Annotated in this window: 15 protein-coding genes; all 15 read left to right on the top strand. The window is 50.8% G+C overall.

Annotated elements, in window-relative coordinates; genetic code table 11:
• The 15 genes from XMG48_RS06635 (at position 1) to XMG48_RS06565 (ending at position 17,583) form a co-directional block, all read left to right on the top strand.
• Positions 1-1,743 carry an alpha-amylase family glycosyl hydrolase gene (locus XMG48_RS06635; RefSeq protein ID WP_173481285.1) on the top strand — a complete coding sequence of 581 codons (1,743 nt, stop codon included), beginning with the start codon at positions 1-3 and terminating at the stop codon, positions 1,741-1,743.
• A gap of 79 nt (positions 1,744-1,822) precedes the next feature.
• Positions 1,823-2,800, top strand: a complete 978-nt coding sequence (locus XMG48_RS06630; RefSeq protein ID WP_371731457.1) for a 2-hydroxyacid dehydrogenase — start codon at positions 1,823-1,825, stop codon at positions 2,798-2,800.
• Between the two features lie 9 nt (positions 2,801-2,809).
• On the top strand, positions 2,810-3,766 hold the full coding sequence (locus tag XMG48_RS06625; RefSeq protein WP_173481284.1) for a D-2-hydroxyacid dehydrogenase: 957 nt from the start codon (positions 2,810-2,812) through the stop codon (positions 3,764-3,766).
• Between the two features lie 343 nt (positions 3,767-4,109).
• On the top strand, positions 4,110-4,565 hold the full coding sequence (gene mraZ / locus XMG48_RS06620; protein WP_173481283.1) for a division/cell wall cluster transcriptional repressor MraZ: 456 nt from the start codon (positions 4,110-4,112) through the stop codon (positions 4,563-4,565).
• A gap of 11 nt (positions 4,566-4,576) precedes the next feature.
• Positions 4,577-5,515 carry a 16S rRNA (cytosine(1402)-N(4))-methyltransferase RsmH gene (gene rsmH / locus XMG48_RS06615; protein WP_173481282.1) on the top strand — a complete coding sequence of 313 codons (939 nt, stop codon included), beginning with the start codon at positions 4,577-4,579 and terminating at the stop codon, positions 5,513-5,515.
• 74 nt (positions 5,516-5,589) lie between these two features.
• Complete coding sequence (gene ftsL / locus XMG48_RS06610) at positions 5,590-5,880, top strand: cell division protein FtsL (protein ID WP_173481281.1); 291 nt, start codon at positions 5,590-5,592, stop codon at positions 5,878-5,880.
• Complete coding sequence (locus XMG48_RS06605) at positions 5,873-7,582, top strand: penicillin-binding protein 2 (protein WP_173481280.1); 1,710 nt, start codon at positions 5,873-5,875, stop codon at positions 7,580-7,582. Before ftsL ends, XMG48_RS06605 begins: the two co-directional genes overlap by 8 nt.
• Positions 7,579-9,072: a UDP-N-acetylmuramoyl-L-alanyl-D-glutamate--2,6-diaminopimelate ligase gene (locus tag XMG48_RS06600; protein ID WP_254443123.1), complete on the top strand. Its 1,494-nt coding sequence runs from the start codon at positions 7,579-7,581 to the stop codon at positions 9,070-9,072. Before XMG48_RS06605 ends, XMG48_RS06600 begins: the two co-directional genes overlap by 4 nt.
• A complete protein-coding gene (gene murF / locus XMG48_RS06595; RefSeq protein ID WP_173481279.1) occupies positions 9,069-10,430 on the top strand; it encodes a UDP-N-acetylmuramoyl-tripeptide--D-alanyl-D-alanine ligase in 1,362 nt (453 codons plus the stop codon). Before XMG48_RS06600 ends, murF begins: the two co-directional genes overlap by 4 nt.
• A gap of 1 nt (position 10,431) precedes the next feature.
• Positions 10,432-11,514, top strand: coding sequence for a phospho-N-acetylmuramoyl-pentapeptide-transferase (gene mraY / locus XMG48_RS06590; protein ID WP_173481278.1), 1,083 nt, complete (start codon positions 10,432-10,434; stop codon positions 11,512-11,514).
• An 8-nt stretch (positions 11,515-11,522) separates the two neighbouring features.
• Entirely contained in the window at positions 11,523-12,884 is a 1,362-nt protein-coding gene (gene murD, locus XMG48_RS06585; protein WP_173481277.1) for a UDP-N-acetylmuramoyl-L-alanine--D-glutamate ligase, read from the top strand.
• Positions 12,875-14,131 carry a putative lipid II flippase FtsW gene (ftsW, locus tag XMG48_RS06580; protein WP_173481276.1) on the top strand — a complete coding sequence of 419 codons (1,257 nt, stop codon included), beginning with the start codon at positions 12,875-12,877 and terminating at the stop codon, positions 14,129-14,131. The genes murD and ftsW overlap by 10 nt, the downstream gene beginning before the upstream one ends.
• Positions 14,118-15,197, top strand: a complete 1,080-nt coding sequence (gene murG / locus XMG48_RS06575) for an undecaprenyldiphospho-muramoylpentapeptide beta-N-acetylglucosaminyltransferase (RefSeq protein WP_173481275.1) — start codon at positions 14,118-14,120, stop codon at positions 15,195-15,197. The genes ftsW and murG overlap by 14 nt, the downstream gene beginning before the upstream one ends.
• Entirely contained in the window at positions 15,194-16,627 is a 1,434-nt protein-coding gene (murC, locus tag XMG48_RS06570; protein WP_173481274.1) for a UDP-N-acetylmuramate--L-alanine ligase, read from the top strand. Before murG ends, murC begins: the two co-directional genes overlap by 4 nt.
• A gap of 5 nt (positions 16,628-16,632) precedes the next feature.
• Positions 16,633-17,583, top strand: coding sequence for a D-alanine--D-alanine ligase (locus tag XMG48_RS06565; protein ID WP_173481273.1), 951 nt, complete (start codon positions 16,633-16,635; stop codon positions 17,581-17,583).

Genomic DNA, 17,583 nt, shown 5'->3' with positions numbered 1-17,583 from the left:
ATGGTGATACTAAACCACACTCCGCTTGAGCAACGCGTAGCCGCACATCTAACGGCACTCTTCCCTGATAAGGATGTTCATGAGCTGACCCGGCAGTGTCTAAAGGTTATGCAGATCTCGGTGGATACCCCCTCTCCTGAACCACATCGAAATATATGGGATCAGTCTGATGTCATGCTGATCACTTATGCTGACTCGCTTAGGAAAGAGGCTGAAGTGCCCCTTAAGACATTGAATGACTTTGTAAAGAGTCGTCTTTCAGAGAGCATCTCGGTGGTTCATCTGCTGCCATTCTTTCCATTCAGTTCCGATGATGGCTTCAGTGTTATGGACTACACCACGGTCAATCCCAGCTGTGGAGATTGGTCTGATATCCGTTCCATGACCCAATCTTTTAAGGTTATGGGTGACCTGGTCATCAATCACTGCTCAAGTCGTAGCCTCTGGTTTGAGAACTACAAAAAAGGGATCGATCCAGGGGCGGGTTACTTTTTTGAAGCCGAGCCTGAATGGGATCTGTCGCAGGTGGTTCGCCCCAGAACTTCGCCTCTTCTTAAAGAGGTACGTACTGTGAATGGCGAGAAGCACGTTTGGTGCACATTCAGTCATGATCAGGTCGATCTAGATTTTACTAATCCAGATCTGCTGCTAGAGATTCTCTCGATCATACATCTCTATCTGGAGCAGGGGATACGTTGGTTCCGCCTCGATGCGGTGGCTTTTTTGTGGAAGGTGCCTGGCACCAGCAGTATCAACTTGCCAGAGACTCATGAGGTGATACGGCTGCTACGACTGCTCATAGAGCACCACTCACCGGACGCCGTCATCATTACCGAGACCAATATTCCCAACTCGGAAAACCTCACCTACTTTGGTAACGCTAATGAAGCGCATCTGATTTATAACTTTTCCCTCCCTCCGTTACTGATTAATACCCTGGTGACAGGTGATTGCACTCATTTGAAGCAGTGGTTGATGACTATGCCTCCTGCCCAATATGGCACAACCTATCTCAACTTTATCGCGTCACATGATGGTGTTGGCTTGCGACCGACTGAAGGGCTGCTGAGCGAATGGGAGATCGACAACCTAATTGGCACCATGCAGAGGTTTGGTGGTCGAGTCAGTTGTCGAACGGACGCCGAAGGGAACTCCAAGCCTTATGAGATCAATATTAGCCTTTGGAATGCTATGGCTGGCACGCATCAGTCGGGTCCTGATGGGCTTCAGTTTGCACGCTTTATCTGTGCAGCAGCAGTAATGATGGCGCTCGAGGGTGTTCCGGCTTTCTACATTCATTCATTGTTAGCGACAGAAAATGATGTCGAACGCATCGAGCACACGGGTAGCTTTAGGTCGATCAATCGTCATGTGTGGGATGCTGATCGATTGGAACAACAGCTCTCTGCAGAGACCCATCACAAAAAGGTGTTCGAAGCGATGCAGGCTCTGCTGAAGGTTCGTCGCAAGCAGCCGGCCTTTCACCCCAACGCGACCATGTACACCTTGCACACAGGGGAATCGCTGTTTGCATTCTGGCGTCAAAGTATCAATCGCTCCCAGAGTATTTTTGCCGTCTATAACATCACCAATGAGCCGCAGACCTTTAATTTGTCGCAGTTGAACCTGGTGATCACCGATGAGTGGACAGATCTCGTTAGTGGAGAGGTGTTTGATGACCGGCTGGCACAAGTGACACTGCGCCCCTATCAATATCTTTGGTTGACCAATAAACCAGCCTAATTCTTTCAGTAATTTGGCACATCGCATAAGCTTGACCTATTAGGGGTTGAGTAGAGCGATGGTGCCAATGAAAGCCATAGTGTTTAGTGCTAGAAAAGATGAGAAGAGTTACCTGATCGACGCCTTTGAGGCTTCAGGTCATGAGGTGATGTTTGAAGAGGTACACCTTAATCGAAAAACTGCCGAGTTGGCGGCCGGTTTCGATGCTGTTGTCGTGTTCGTCAATGATCAGTTGGATGAGTCTTGTCTTGAGAGGCTGGCAGAGCTCAGCGTTAAAACAGTGGCGCTTCGTTGCGCGGGTTATAACAACGTCAATTTAGATGCTGCTAAACGGCTTGGTTTATCGGTTGTACGAGTGCCGGCCTATTCGCCATATGCGGTAGCCGAGCATGCTTTAACGCTTCTGATGACACTCAATCGACACGTTCACAAAGCCTACAATAGAGTGCGAGAGGGTAACTTTTTGCTGGATGGCTTGGTGGGGCGTGATATTCATCGCAAGACGGTTGGGGTAGTCGGCACCGGTAATATTGGTTCAGTCTTCTGCCAAATTATGAGGGGCTTTGACTGTCGTCTGTTAGCCTATGATCCTAATCCCTCTCAAGATCTAATCGAGCAGGGCGTTGAGTACGTAGAGCTTGATAGCTTGCTAGAACAATCAGATTTTATATCCTTGCACTGTCCGCTCACGGCTCAGACGCATCATGTGATTAGTGAGCGTGCATTGGCACTGATGAAACCTAAGGCTATGTTGATCAATACCTCTCGTGGAGGTCTGGTTGATACCAAGGCGGTCATCAATGCACTTAAACAGGGTGGATTGTCGGGTCTAGCTATCGATGTTTATGAAGAGGAGTCGGATCTCTTCTTTGAAGATCAGTCTAATCGGGTCATTGCGGATGACGATCTGATGCGCTTGATGACCTTTCCCAATGTGATAGTGACCGGGCATCAGGCCTTTTTGACCGAAGAGGCATTAACTAACATTGCTCAGACAACGGCGAACAATCTAACCTGTCTGGAGCAAAACGCCTCTTGTGAGAACCAGCTTGTTTGAAGGTAACCCATGATAAAAACCGTTTTTCTTGATCGATCAACGCTTGGTCCGACGGTCTCAATAACCAAGCCAAGTTTTGAACATGATTGGATTGAGTACGATCGCACCGCTCAGTCTGAAGTGGTCGAACGTCTGCGAGGCGCCCAGATTGCGATCTCTAATAAGGTGCCTATTCGTGCCGAGGCTTTTGAGCAACTGCCTGACTTAAAGTTGATTGCCGTTGCTGCGACAGGTTATGACGTGATTGATGTGGAAGCTGCTCGTGCCCATGGGGTTAGTGTGGTGAATGTTCGTGGCTATGCGACTAATACAGTCCCTGAGCATGTGTTAGCCCTTATGTTTGCACTGCGTCGTTCCATTGTTGGTTATCGCCAAGATGTTATTGATGGTGAGTGGCAGAGAGCTCAGCAGTTCTGCTTTTTTAACCACCCGATCAAAGACCTTGCTGGTACAACCATGGGAATCGTCGGTCGGGGTGCATTGGGTAGCGCTCTGGGGCGTCTCTGCTCGGCACTTGGCATGAAGGTTCTCTATTCTGGACGTAAAGGTGAACAGAACCCGCCTGAGGGTTATACCCCCTTCGATCAATTTCTAGCTCAAAGTGATGTGATCTCACTTCACTGCCCGCTGACCCCGGAAACGCGCGGATTGATTGGTGCAGATGAGTTTGCGCAGATGTCTCGACAACCTATTCTGATCAATGCTGGTCGGGGTGGTTTGGTGGATGAACAGGCGTTAGTTGAAGCGATAAACAGTCAGCAGATTGCAGCAGCGGGCTTCGACTGCTTAACCTCTGAGCCAATCAACGACGACCACCCGTTTCACGCTATCCTCACCAGGCCAAATGTCATAGTGACACCTCATGTTGCCTGGGCAAGTGAAGAGGCGATGCAGACTTTATGGGATCAGTTGATCGGTCATATCGATAATTTTCACAAAGGTGAGCCAAGCAATTTGGTGAACTGATTCTCCTCTCTGGAAGATGTTCTCATGGCGGATGTCAGGCTGAAGGCCTGACACCGTCACTCCGTAGTTATTTTCTTGCACCGGCGACTGGCTTTAGCCTGTCACCCGCTCTCTTATTACGCGCGATATTTCTACTACCGCCCCGCTTTTACACCCCTAATAGATGAATTTATATCCACTTTTTTGAAGTTGCATTGCAGCTTGTGTGGGGCTATAGTGGCGTGGAGTGGTAAAAAGTGGGTTAAAGTGGGTCATAGTGGAGAAATGGTGGGGGAGCCGGCTCTTCGCGTGAGTGGCGATTTAAGTCGCAACTCAAGAGATTCACAGATAGGAGTGGTAACGAATGTTCCGTGGGGTCAACAAAATCAATTTGGATGCGAAGGGGCGCATGGCATTGCCTGCGCGCTATCGCGACCAAATTGCAGACTGCTGCGAGAACCAGTTAGTAGTTACCATCGATACAGAAACTCGCTGTCTACTTCTCTATCCGTTACCGGAGTGGGAAACCATTGAGAAGAAGATTGAGTCTCTACCAAGCTTTAACCCCGCGGCCCGCCGCATCCAGCGTCTGTTGATAGGTCATGCTACTGATCTTGAGCTGGATGCGAACGGCCGTTTTCTATTACCACAACCCCTTCGTGAATATGCGCAGATGGACAAGAAGTTGGTGCTTCTTGGTCAGGGCCGCAAATTTGAGATCTGGAGCGAAGACCAGTGGTTAGCCGCTCGAGATCAATACCTGGCTGAGACCGATGAGTCGAGCGCTCTGCCAGATGATCTTCAAACGCTTTCGCTTTAGGGGGTGACTCAATGAGTGACTCTTTCAAGCACATCACAGTCCTTCTGAACGAAGCGGTCGACGCGCTGGTGCAAGATCCAGCTGGAATTTATGTCGATTGCACCTTTGGTCGTGGCGGCCACAGTGCGTTGGTGTTAGAGAGATTGAATGAAGAGGGTCGTTTAATTGCTATCGATAAAGACCCTGAGGCGATCGCTTTTGCTCATCAACGTTTTGCGGATGAGCCGCGTTTCTCAATTGAGCATGGCTCCTTCTCACGACTTCAATCCTTTATCGAAGCGCGTGGTTTAACGGGCAAGATTTCTGGCGTTTTGATGGATCTGGGTGTTAGCTCACCGCAGCTGGACGATCCCAAGCGTGGCTTCAGCTTCCAGAATGATGGTCCATTAGATATGCGGATGGATACAACGTCTGGCGAGAGTGCCGCGGACTGGATCAATCGTGCCTCTGAAAAAGAGATCGCCGATGTTCTATTTACCTATGGCGAAGAGAAGTTTGGTCGTCGCATGGCGGCGGCGGTTGTTCGTGAGCGAGAGATAGAGCCTATAACCACAACGGCTCGTTTGTCCTCGATCATTGCAGAAGCTAACCCTAAATGGGAGAAAGGCAAGAACCCAGCGACTCGTGCCTTTCAGGGGATTCGAATTCATATCAATAAAGAGCTTGAAGATGTTGAGCAGGTTCTTGATCAATCCCTAGAGGTGCTTGCTGTTGGTGGGCGTCTTGCAGTCATCAGTTTCCACTCGTTAGAAGATCGAATTGTTAAGCGCTTTATTCGTACTTATGTGAAAGGGGATGAGCATCTTCCTGCAGGTATACCGGTTACGCAGGATATGTTGAATCAACGGCTGAAGGCGATTGGTAAGGCGGTCAAAGCGGGCAAGGATGAGGTGTCTGATAACCCACGCTCCCGAAGTGCGGTGATGAGAATAGCGGAGAAACTCAAATGATCCCATTCTCTATACCCTTCAAGGATAGGCTGGCCATAAAGCAGAAGCCAAAGCAACAAACTAAAGAGCTGCCCATGTTAGAACTTGGTCAGCTTTTTGCACCTCTGGTCTCTGGCTTTTTATTGATTGCTTTCATCTTTATCTCAGCCTTGGCGGTGATCTACACCGCTTACGACTACCGTCGTCTGTTCAATCAGCATCAGGTCCTGGTGCGTCAAAGTGACGAGCTACGCATTGAGTGGGGGCAGCTGTTGCTAGAGCAGTCGGCTTGGGGTGCAAACAACCGAGTTGAAGTGTTGGCAGAGCAGCGCTTAGGCATGAAGATGCCTAAAGCTAATGAGATTAGGCTGGCGATCGATGAGTAACGAAGAGGTGGTACAGACTCAAGCGGCAAAAGGCTGGCGGCTGTGGTTGGTCTTCATTGCGCTCGTGCTAATCTCTGGTGTGATTGTCGCTAAGATGGTGTCGCTCTATACAGCGGAGCAGGCGTTTCTGCAGAAGCAGGGTGATGCTCGATCGCTTCGCACTCGCTTAACGCCTGCGCATCGCGGCTTGATTACCGATCGCCATGGTGACCCCTTGGCGGTCAGTGCACCGGTGGCGACCATTTGGGCTGACCCTAAAGAGACTGATCTACAAAATTCAAACTTGCCTCAGTTGGCTCGTCTGTTGAGTCTTAACCCGCAATCACTACTCAACTCTCTAAAAGAGAATCCATCACGCCGCTTCATGTACCTTAAACGACAGGTGACGCCTGAATTGGCAGAGCATGTGAATGATCTCAATATTCGTGGTATCCATGTCGATCAAACCTTCCGTCGCTTCTACCCGACCGGCGAAGTGTCAACTCACTTAGTTGGGTTCACAAATGTGGACGGAAAAGGGCAAGAGGGCTTTGAGTTGGCCTTTGATGAGATGCTGCATGGCGAACCTGGTCGAGCGCTGGTTCTTCAGGATCGCAAGGGACGCCCCATCAAACACCTAAAATCTCTGCAGGAGGCAGATCCAGGTGAAGATTTAGCGCTCAGTATCGATCTGCGTTTACAGTATTTAGCCTACCGTGAGCTCAAAGACGCGGTTCAGACGCATAAGGCCGATTCGGCATCGGCAGTTATTCTCGATGCTCGTACTGGTGAGGTATTGGCCCTAGTTAATCAGCCCTCTTACAACCCGAACGATCGCCGAAATTTAAACCCTAACGGGCTGCGTAATCGTGCAGTTACCGATATTTTTGAACCGGGCTCAACGATGAAGCCGATCACAGTTGCCGCCGCCTTAATGAGTGGCGATTACCAGTTTGAAGATGTGATCGATACCTCCCCAGGTTATATCCGAGTTCGAGGTTCATCCATTCGTGACCACCGTAATTACGGTGAATTGGATATGACAGGCATCATCACCAAATCGAGTAACGTCGGTGTCGTTAAGCTGGCGCTATCGATGGAGAGTGACGCGGTTCGTAACCTGATGTTTAACATGGGACTGGGTCAGCCCACCAATACCGGTTTTCCAGGCGAGCGCTCAGGTGTGCTGCCTTTCCTAAGTGAACGTCAAGAGGTAGAACGTGCGACCTTGTCCTACGGATATGGTCTATCGGTGACGCCGCTGCAGTTAGCTCAATCGTACATTCCCTTCGCGAATCGGGGCGTCAAACTGCCTGTATCACTTTACAAGTTGGACGAAAAGCCCAAGGGTGAGCGCGTGATGCCAGCCGAGGTGGCTACCCAGGTGCTTGGCATGATGGAAACGGTTGTTACGCCAATTGGTACGGCTAAACAGGCCGCAGTGACCGGCTACCGTGTTGGGGGTAAAACAGGTACAGCTCACAAAGCCGTTGCTGGCGGTTACGCAGAAGATGCCTATGCCTCAGTATTTGCCGGCATCGCACCGATCAGTGATCCTCGAATTGTCATGGTGGTGATGGTCGATAATCCTAAAGGCCAAGAGTATTACGGCGGTGCGGTTGCTGCGCCCGTCTTTTCACGAGTGATGGGCGGTGTGCTGCGCTTAATGAATATCCCACCCGATAACTGGGAAGAGGCAAGTATGCAGGTGGCCTCAAAATGACCCAGTTATCAATGCAGTGGAATCTTAATGAACTCCTAATGCCATTTGGCCTAAGGAGCTCTGAGGTTTCTGTTACGCGACTATCGCAAGACAGTCGTGAAGATCAGACCGGCTCTCTGTTTGTGGCGCGTTCGGGTGCCAACTACAGTGCATGCGATTTCGCTGAGCAGGCCGTTAACAAGGGCGCTAAAGCGGTTATATTGCAGGGTACGGCAGCTGAGGCATCTGAGTTAGCTGAAAAACTGAATGTCGAGGTGATCGCTTGGCAGCCTGAGATCTGCTCTTTGGCTCAGTTGGCTGATCGCTTTTACCGATCACCCTCTCGTTCGATGACGCTGGTCGGTATTACCGGTACCAACGGTAAAACTTCCTGTGCTCACTTCCTCGTTCAACTGCTCTCACAATTGGGCCGTCGAGCCGCTATGTTGGGCACAATTGGTATTGGCTTTTTAGACGATCTTAAGGTCTCTAGTCATACCACGCTGGATCCGATTGCCTTGCAAAGAACTCTGGCTGAGTTGCTTGAAGCGGGCGCTGACAGCGTAGTGATGGAGGTGTCGAGCCACGCCATTGATCAGGGGCGAATCGATCAGCTAGCCTTTGATTTAGTGGCCTACACCAACCTGTCACGTGACCACCTGGACTACCACGGTTCGATGGAAGCTTATGCCGCCGCCAAAGCGAAGTTGTTTGACGCCTATGGGGCACCGCTGCAATTGATTAATGCCGATGATGAGTACGCGGTAACTTTGTTAAATAGGCCAACCGACGCAAGGCGCTTAAGCTTCTCTACGACATCGAAATCAGCGGATGTCGCTTCGTACGACCCTAAGTTTAGTGCCAAAGGACTCTCATTTACGCTAGAGATGATGGATCAAACCATCAGGGTAGACGCACCACTGATGGGTAGCTTTAACCTCTCCAATCTGACTCTGGTGATCGGTGCAGCGGCGATGCTGGGTTATGACCTAAGTGATGTAGAGCGATCTGTCTCTAAAGTTCAGCCGGTGCCGGGTCGTATGGAAGTAGTCTCTAACGCAACCGAGCCTTGTGTCATCGTTGATTATGCCCACACGCCGGATGCGTTAGAGAAAGCGCTAACCGCCTGTCGAGAGCATTTGGCCGGTGGCGAATTGCTGACTCTGTTTGGCTGCGGCGGTGACCGTGATCGTGGAAAACGCCCAATGATGGCAGCCATTGCCGAGCAGTTGGCGGATCGGATTTGGGTGACCAGTGACAACCCTCGCACCGAAAACCCTCAAGCGATTATTGATGAAGTGATGCAAGGTTTTGCTGGCGTTAAGCCTGTCTTTGAAGTGATCGGTCGTGCCGATGCGATTGATCAGATTATTGCTCAGGCATCGGTTAACGACATCGTTTTGATCGCCGGTAAAGGTCACGAAGATTATCAAGAGATCAATGGCGAACGCCTGCCCTTCTCAGATCAAAAACAGGCTCTGTCAGCATTGAGAGGAGGTGTCACACTATGATGCGCGATTACTCTCTGATAGAGCTTGCGGCCGTATTAAACGCTGAACTTAAAGGTTCAGATACAAAGATTGAACGTGTGATTACTGACAGTCGCAAAGCCTGTTCGGGTGATCTCTTCGTCGCTCTAAAAGGAGAGCGATTTGATGCTCATGCGTTCGTTGAACAGGTTAGTCAGCAAGGTGCATCGGCCGCTGTTGTCGATCATCCACTCGAGCTGCCTATTGCTCAGCTAGTCGTAGCCGATCCCCGAATAGCATTGGGACAACTGGGTGCACTGAATCGTCAGCAATTTTCTGGTCAGTTGGTTGCTGTGACAGGAAGTGCCGGTAAAACCAGTGTTAAAGAGATGCTCGCATTGATGTTCTCCTCGCTGGCGCCCACTTTGGCTACTCAGGGCAATTTGAATAATGACATTGGTGCACCACTGACCCTGCTTGAGCTCTCACCCGAGCATCAGTTTGCAGTGATTGAATTGGGTGCTAGCGCAGTCGGTGAGATCGATTACACCGCTGCACTGACTCAGCCAAATATCGCCATTCTTAACAATGCAATGGAAGCCCATGTAGAGGGGTTCGGTAGCCTTGAGAATATCGTGCAGGCTAAGTCAGAGATCTATAACGGCCTCGTTGAGAGCGGAGTCGGAATCGTTAATTTAGATGATCCGCATGCCCAGGTTTGGACAGATAAGCTGGATCGTTTGAATAAGCGCTGGATCGGTTTTGGTTTGAATGAATCGGCAGAGTTATCCGCAACGAATCTGAGAGTGAATGACCAGGGTTGCTTTGGATTTACTCTGACATATCAAGGCAATCAATACGCTGTTCAGCTCTCTGTTATGGGGCGTCACATGGTCTTCAATGCGCTTGCAGCCCTTGCTGCTTGGGTCGCTTCGGGTCAGCCCATTGCCAGCGCAATCAAACCGCTGCAAAACTACACAGGGTTCAAGGGGCGCCTGCAGGTTCATTCACTCAAGCCCTCTCTTGCATTGATTGATGACTCCTACAACGCTAGCCCTTCCGCCGTTAAAGCCGCCATCGATACTCTGATGACTCTGGATGGCGAGCACCTGCTTGTCCTCGGAGATATGGCCGAGTTGGGTGCTGACGCGGAGGCGCTTCATTCAGAGATCGGTCGTTATGCCAAGCAGCAGGGGGTTGATCGTCTGATGGCAACGGGTCCTCTGATGGCCAATGCGGTGTCAGCTTTCGGCGAAGGGGCGAGTCATTTCGCTTCGCGTGATGAATTGATTACTGAGTTAACACATAACCTGCCTAAAGAGGGTGCTCTGCTGGTTAAAGGTTCACGAAGTGCAGCGATGGATCGTGTCGTCGATGCACTAATAGAGATGGAAAAATAGTATGTTGGTCTACTTAGCAGATTACCTTTCTCAGTTTTATAGCGGCTTCAATGTCTTCAAGTACATTACGCTGCGCGGCATTATGGGTGTGTTAACGGCCCTCGCCATGGCGCTTTGGATGGGACCTCACCTGATTAGAAAGCTTCAGATAAAACAGATAGGACAGGCTGTTCGCAACGATGGGCCAGAGTCACACCTAAGCAAAGCTGGCACACCGACTATGGGCGGTGCGCTGATTATTCTAGCGATTATCACCAGTACCTTACTCTGGTCAGACTTAACGAACCCCTATGTTTGGGTGACGCTGTTTGTACTGGTGGTGTTTGGTGCTGTTGGCTGGGTGGATGACTGGCGCAAAGTCATTGAAAAAGACTCACGAGGTCTGCCTGCAAAGTGGAAATACCTGTGGCAATCTGTGGGCGGTGCCGCGGCCGCTGTGGCGCTCTTTTGGTTGGCCGAAACACCCGCTGAAACCGATCTCTTGATTCCGTTCTTCAAAGATACCGCGCTGTCACTGGGTCTGCTTTTTATACCCTTCGCCTATTTTGTCATTGTCGGAAGTTCCAACGCAGTCAACCTAACCGATGGTTTGGACGGCTTAGCCATTCTTCCGACGGTTATGGTGGCCGGTGCACTGGCGGTTTTTGCCTACCTGACGGGTCACGTTAAGTTTGCAGAGTACCTCAATATCCCTTACATCCCTGGCGCCGGTGAGTTGATCATTCTGCTCGGCGCCATTATTGGTGCCGGTTTAGGATTCCTCTGGTTTAACACCTACCCAGCGATGGTCTTTATGGGCGATGTAGGTGCACTCGCGCTAGGCGCTGTATTGGGTGTGGTCGCGGTTATTGTTCGCCAAGAGCTGGTACTTCTCATTATGGGCGGAATTTTTGTGCTGGAAACGGTCTCAGTCATTCTGCAAGTGGCGTCGTTCAAATTGACGGGGCGTCGCATCTTTAGAATGGCTCCAATCCATCACCACTTTGAGTTGAAGGGTTGGCCTGAGCCACGAGTCATCGTCCGTTTCTGGATCATCAGTTTTGTACTGGTGTTGATCGGCTTAGCCTCATTGAAAATACGATAGGAAATAACGTGTCACTGATTACCAGCGATAAGCGCAGAATCATTATTGGCCTAGGTCAAACTGGCCAGAGCATCGCACGCTTCTTTGCAAGTCGTGGTCTGCCGTTTGCCGCTTGTGATACACGTGAGACAGCTGCTGCAATTGATGCATTCCGTCATCAGTACCCTGAAGTTGAGCTACAAACCGGTCCGCTCAATGGTGAATGGCTGAGTCAGGCAGATGAGCTAGTGATCAGTCCAGGTGTCGCTAAAGATCAGCCTGCGATTCAGGCAGCCATAGCATCGGGTGCTAAATTGATCGGTGATATTGATCTGTTTGCTCGCGAGGTAACGGCTCCGATCATTGCGATTACCGGTTCCAATGGTAAAAGTACCGTTACGACGCTAGTTTGGCAGATGGCCGTCGATGCTGGATGCCGTGCAGAGATTGGCGGTAACATTGGTATTCCGGTTCTGGATCTATTAGCCAAGCCGGCTGCCGATCTCTATGTTTTAGAGCTCTCCAGTTTTCAACTTGAAACCACACATGATCTCAAAGCATCAGCAGCGACCGTATTGAACATGTCGGCAGATCATATGGATCGTTATGACGGTATGCAGGGGTATCATGCAGCGAAACACCGCATCTATCGCCACTGTCAGCAGGCGATTTTTAATCGTGAAGATGCTCTTTCAAGACCTCTAGTACCGAACAGCACTAAACAGACCTCCTTTGGTTTGGGAGCGCCCGACCTTAATCAGTACGGCCGATTGATGGTTGAGGGTAAGCCTTGGTTAGCAAAAGGTGCTGAGGCCCTTATGCCAGTTGCCGATATGAAGATGCGTGGCGAACACAATGAGTTGAACGCATTGGCGGCTCTGGCTCTGTGCGAATCTCAGGGACTGAAACTATCGTCCCTTTTAAAGACCCTGTCTCAATTCCCGGGACTCGAACACCGCTGTCAGTGGATTGCAGAGCGAGAGGGTGTCAGCTGGTTCAACGACTCTAAAGGGACTAATCTTGGCGCTACACTGGCTGCCGTTGTGGGTCTTGGAGAGACGCAAGAACGCACACACTCATTAATCTTGATCGCGGGTGGACAAGCTAAAGGTCAGGATTTTTCGGGCCTAAAACTACCTAGCCAACGCTACTTAAAATCACTCATTCTGATCGGGGAAGATCGCCAACAGATGGCCGATGAGATCGGTTTTGAAGCAACCTGTTTTGCCGATTCATTGATGGACGCAGTGCGTTTGGCTGAGTCTCAAGCAGAGTCGGGTGATGCGGTTCTGTTATCCCCAGCTTGTGCAAGTTTCGATATGTTCACAGGGTTTGAAGATCGTGGTCATCAGTTTGTGGCGGCCGTGAGAGAGGTGTTGTCATGCGATTAACACTTCCCCATTTTAGTAAGCTTTGGAATTTTAAATTGCCTGCGGAGCTGCGTGTTCCTCAGGGCACTTTACCTTTCGATCCACTGTTGATGATGAGTATGCTAGCACTGATGCTGACAGGCCTTGTCATGATCTCTTCAGCCTCTATGGATGTTGCAGCGGCTAAATTTGGTGGGCCATTCTTCTTCATTTTTAGGCACGGCCTATTTGTTGTGGCAGCGCTGTTAGTGGTTGCACTGCTGGTGAGAATTCCCATTACTGTTTGGGAGCGTTTCTCAGTCTGGCTGCTCTTCTTGGGACTGTTGTTGCTGTTGATTGTTTTAGTGCCTGGCATCGGCCGCGAGGTCAATGGTAGTCAGCGTTGGATAGGACTGGGTAGCTTCAATCTACAGGCCTCAGAGGTCGCTAAGGTCTGTATGGTGATGTTTATTGCGGGCTATCTGGTGCGCCGTCTACACGAGGTTCGATCGACTTGGAAAGGGGTTGTTAAACCTGCTATTCCACTGGCGTTCTACGTTTTTGCACTCTACCTAGAGCCAGACTTTGGCGCGATTGTAGTTACGACAGCTACGGTGATGGGCATGATTTTCCTTGGAGGTATGCGGCTGACTCAGTTGATCACTGTTGTTGGTGCTGTGGGTTTGTTAGTAGGTGCTATGGCTTTTACTCAAGAGTATCGTTTGAAACGTCTGCAGTCGTTTTCAGACCCTTGGGCGGATCCCTACGGAGCAGGCTATCAGCTCTCTCAAGCGCAGATCGCTTTTGGTCGTGGAGAGTGGTTTGGAACCGGTCTTGGTAACAGCGTACAAAAACTCTTCTACCTACCCGAAGCCCATACAGACTTTGTCTATTCAGTACTCGCGGAAGAGCTCGGTCTGATCGGTGCCATGGCGGTTGTTGTTCTCTATGTGGTTTTAATCGCTCGAATCTTCTTGATCGGTCGCCAGGCTGAGAAGCAGCAACGCTTTTTTATGAGCTACATCTCCTACGGTTTCGGCTTCATTCTTGCGGGCCAGGCGATGATCAATATCGGTGTGAACGTGGGCGCCTTGCCAACCAAAGGTCTGACACTGCCGCTGATGAGTTACGGTGGTTCATCACTGATTATCTGTGCGGCGATGATCGCCATCGTGCAGCGCGTCGATTATGAACTGAAACGTGAGCGCCTGGGTATGAAGCCCGTTGAGAGCCGTTGGAGTCGATTCTGGTCACGCTGGACACAGGAGGCCTCTCATGAGTCAGTCTAAACGCCTACTCATTATGGCCGGCGGTACCGGCGGGCATGTCTACCCAGCACTTGCCGTGGCTGATCTGTTGCGTGCTGAGGGTCACCAGGTGGAGTGGTTAGGTTCTGTTCGTGGCATTGAGAATCGAGTGGTCCCTGAAGCGGGCATTAGGTTGCATGCCATTAACGTCTCAGGCCTAAGAGGGAAAGGCAAACTGAGCCTTATTGCTGCGCCTTTCAAATTGATTAAGGCGCTATGGCAGGCCTTCAAGGTAGTAAAACAGGTTCAGCCAGATACCGTTCTGGGTATGGGTGGTTTTGCGTCGGGGCCTGGAGCCCTGGCCGCTTGGCTACTCAATAAGCCTCTAGTGATTCATGAGCAAAATGCGGTCGCTGGATTGACGAATACACAGTCTCGTCGATTTGCTAAACGTGTACTCCAAGCCTTTCCCAACGCCTTTAAATCGGGCGTACAAGGTGAAGTGGTCGGTAATCCTATTCGTGGCCCTATCTTGGATGTTGCAGCGCCTGATAAACGGTTTGCAGGGCGAAGCGGGGCCATCAATTGCCTAGTAGTGGGGGGCAGTCTGGGTGCGTTAGCGATCAACGACTTGGTACCTCAAGCTGTGGCTAGATTGTCATCGCAAGAGCGTCCCAATCTGTGGCATCAATCTGGACCGACGCACATTGAGCGTTGCCAACAGGCTTATGCTGATGCAGGTGTTGATGCCGAGGTCGTGCCCTACATTGAATCCATGGATGAGGCTTATGCCTGGGCCGATCTGGTGATCTGCCGAGCGGGGGCATTAACCGTCTCTGAAATTGCTATAGCCGGTGTGCCTGCTCTGTTTATTCCCTTTCCTCATGCGGTTGATGACCATCAAACAGCAAACGCTCAGTATTTGGTTGACGCAAAGGGTGCAGACCTAATTGCACAAAAGAATTTAACAGCCGAGGGACTCTCTCAATGGCTGAAACAACATCAATCTCGAACCGATCTGTTGGCCATGGCTAACGCTTCGCGTTCTCAGGCGAAACCAGACGCAACCCGTCAGGTCGCTGATATCTGTTTGGAGGTGGCCCTATGAGCCCAAAAGCCGGACATCGTAAAGAGTATGAAGTGCCAGAGATGCGCCGTATTAACCGAATCCACTTTGTGGGCATCGGTGGTGTGGGTATGTGTGGCATCGCCGAAGTGTTATTGAACCAGGGTTATGCTATTTCCGGTTCTGATATCCGTGAGTCGGCAGTGACCAATCGACTTCAGTCACTCGGCGCGACCATTTTTATTGGCCATGCGGCTGAGAATGTCGAGGGGATAGATGTCCTAGTCACCTCAACAGCGGTCGATCAAACCAACCCAGAAGTTGCTCGCGCCAAAGAGCAGTTAATACCGGTGGTTCGTCGTGCTGAAATGTTGGCCGAGTTGATGCGCTACCGCCATGGGATTGCAGTGGCAGGCACACACGGTAAAACAACGACGACCAGCTTAGTTGCTTCTATTCTCGCAGAAGCCAATCAGTCCCCCACCTTCGTGATTGGCGGTCGTCTAACCAGTGCAGGCACTAATGCTCAGCTTGGACGCAGTCGCTACTTAGTCGCTGAAGCGGATGAGTCTGATGCCTCATTCCTGCACCTGCAGCCGATGGTGGCGATTGTGACCAACATCGATGCTGATCATATGGATACCTACGATGGCGACTTCGGCAAGTTGAAGCAGACCTTTATCCGTTTTCTGCAGAATCTTCCATTTTACGGACTGGCCGTTATGTGTATCGATGATCCCGTCGTGCGCGAATTGATGCCAGAGGTTGGGCGACCCATGCTTAGTTATGGCTTCTCCGAGGATGCCGACTTCCAAGCCTATGACCTAGAGCAGAATGGACTGCAGAGCCGTTTTAAGGTGAGACGTCCAGGTGGACTAAGTCATCTTTCGGTCTGTCTAAATATGCCAGGACGCCACAACGTATTGAACGCACTCGCGGCGATTGCCGTGGCAACGGATGAAGAGATCGACGATGCCGCGATCTGTCGAGCATTGGAGAAGTTCGAAGGCGTGGGCCGTCGTTTCCAGGTGTTGGGTGAGCTGCCACTAGAGAGTGGTAGCGTGACACTGGTTGATGATTACGGTCACCACCCACGTGAGGTGCAGGCGGTTATCAGTGCGGTCGAAGAGGGCTGGCCGGGTCGTCGCTTAGTGATGGTCTATCAGCCTCACCGCTACACACGTACGCGTGATCTCTATGAAGATTTTGTTCAGGTGTTGCAACGTCCCGATCAGCTACTGCTGCTTGAGGTCTATGCAGCCGGTGAGGAGGCGATTCCAGGCGCGGACACACGTTCCCTCTGCCGTTCTCTGCGTCAACGTGGCAAAGAGCCCATTTTTGTTGAATCAAATGAGCACATAGCCGAGATGTTGAAAGAGGTTCTGCAACCGGGTGATCTGCTTCTGACTCAGGGTGCAGGGAACATCACAACGCTGGCTCACCAGCTACGTGAACACTGGGGTGAGGTCTAAGTCTGATGGCTGAATCGATTACTAAATACTCCAAACAAGAGCTGCAAAGCCTAGGTCGTGTCGCCGTTATCATGGGTGGCAATGCGTCAGAACGTCAGGTATCTCTGAACAGTGGTAATGCGGTATTAGCGGCGCTGCAGAGTGCCGGTGTCGATGCGTTCGCACTGGATTTGACAGGTAATGGACAGAACCCATTAACTCAATTAGTGGAAACCGAATTTGATCGCGCGTTTCTGATTGTCCACGGGCCTGGTGGAGAAGATGGCCAGCTACAAGGCGCTCTTGAACTGATTAATAAGCCTTACACCGGCAGCGGCGTCGCAGCCTCTGCGGTGGGAATGGATAAGATGCGCACCAAGCAGCTCTGGTTAGGTGCCGGTCTACCCACTCCAGCCTATGCGTCGCTTTGCCCAAGCAGTGACTTTGATCAGATCGTTGAGGATCTCGGACTGCCTCTGATGGTGAAACCCGCTAATGAGGGGTCGAGTATTGGCATGAGTCGTGTCAGCAGCGCTCAAGAGTTACGTGATGCTTATGCTGTGGCGGCTCAGTTTGATAGCCGAGTGATCGCCGAACAGTGGGTCAATGGTCCTGAGTTCACCGTCGCAATTCTAAATGGCCGTGCACTGCCCATTATTCGCCTTGTGACACCCCATGAGTTTTACGACTTCGATGCTAAGTACCAAGCGAATGACACTCAATACCTGTTTGATACCGGCCTGGACAACGAGCAGATCGAAGAGATGCAAGGTCTGGTTGAGCAGGCTTTCCATGTAGTCGGTTGTAGTGGTTGGGGGCGCGTGGATTTGATGATGGATCAAGCGGGTCGGTTTCAGTTGTTAGAGGTAAATACCACACCGGGTATGACCGATCACAGTCTGGTGCCTATGGCGGCAAAACAGGCCGGAATTAGTTTTAGTGAACTCTGTGTCGAAATTGTGATGGAGGCTCGATAG

Source organism: Marinobacterium sp. xm-g-48 (assembly GCF_013282925.1).
Taxonomy (GTDB): Bacteria; Pseudomonadota; Gammaproteobacteria; order Pseudomonadales; family Balneatricaceae; genus Marinobacterium_E.
Note: the sequence above shows the minus strand (reverse complement) of the source record. Positions and strands in the feature narration are given on the sequence as shown.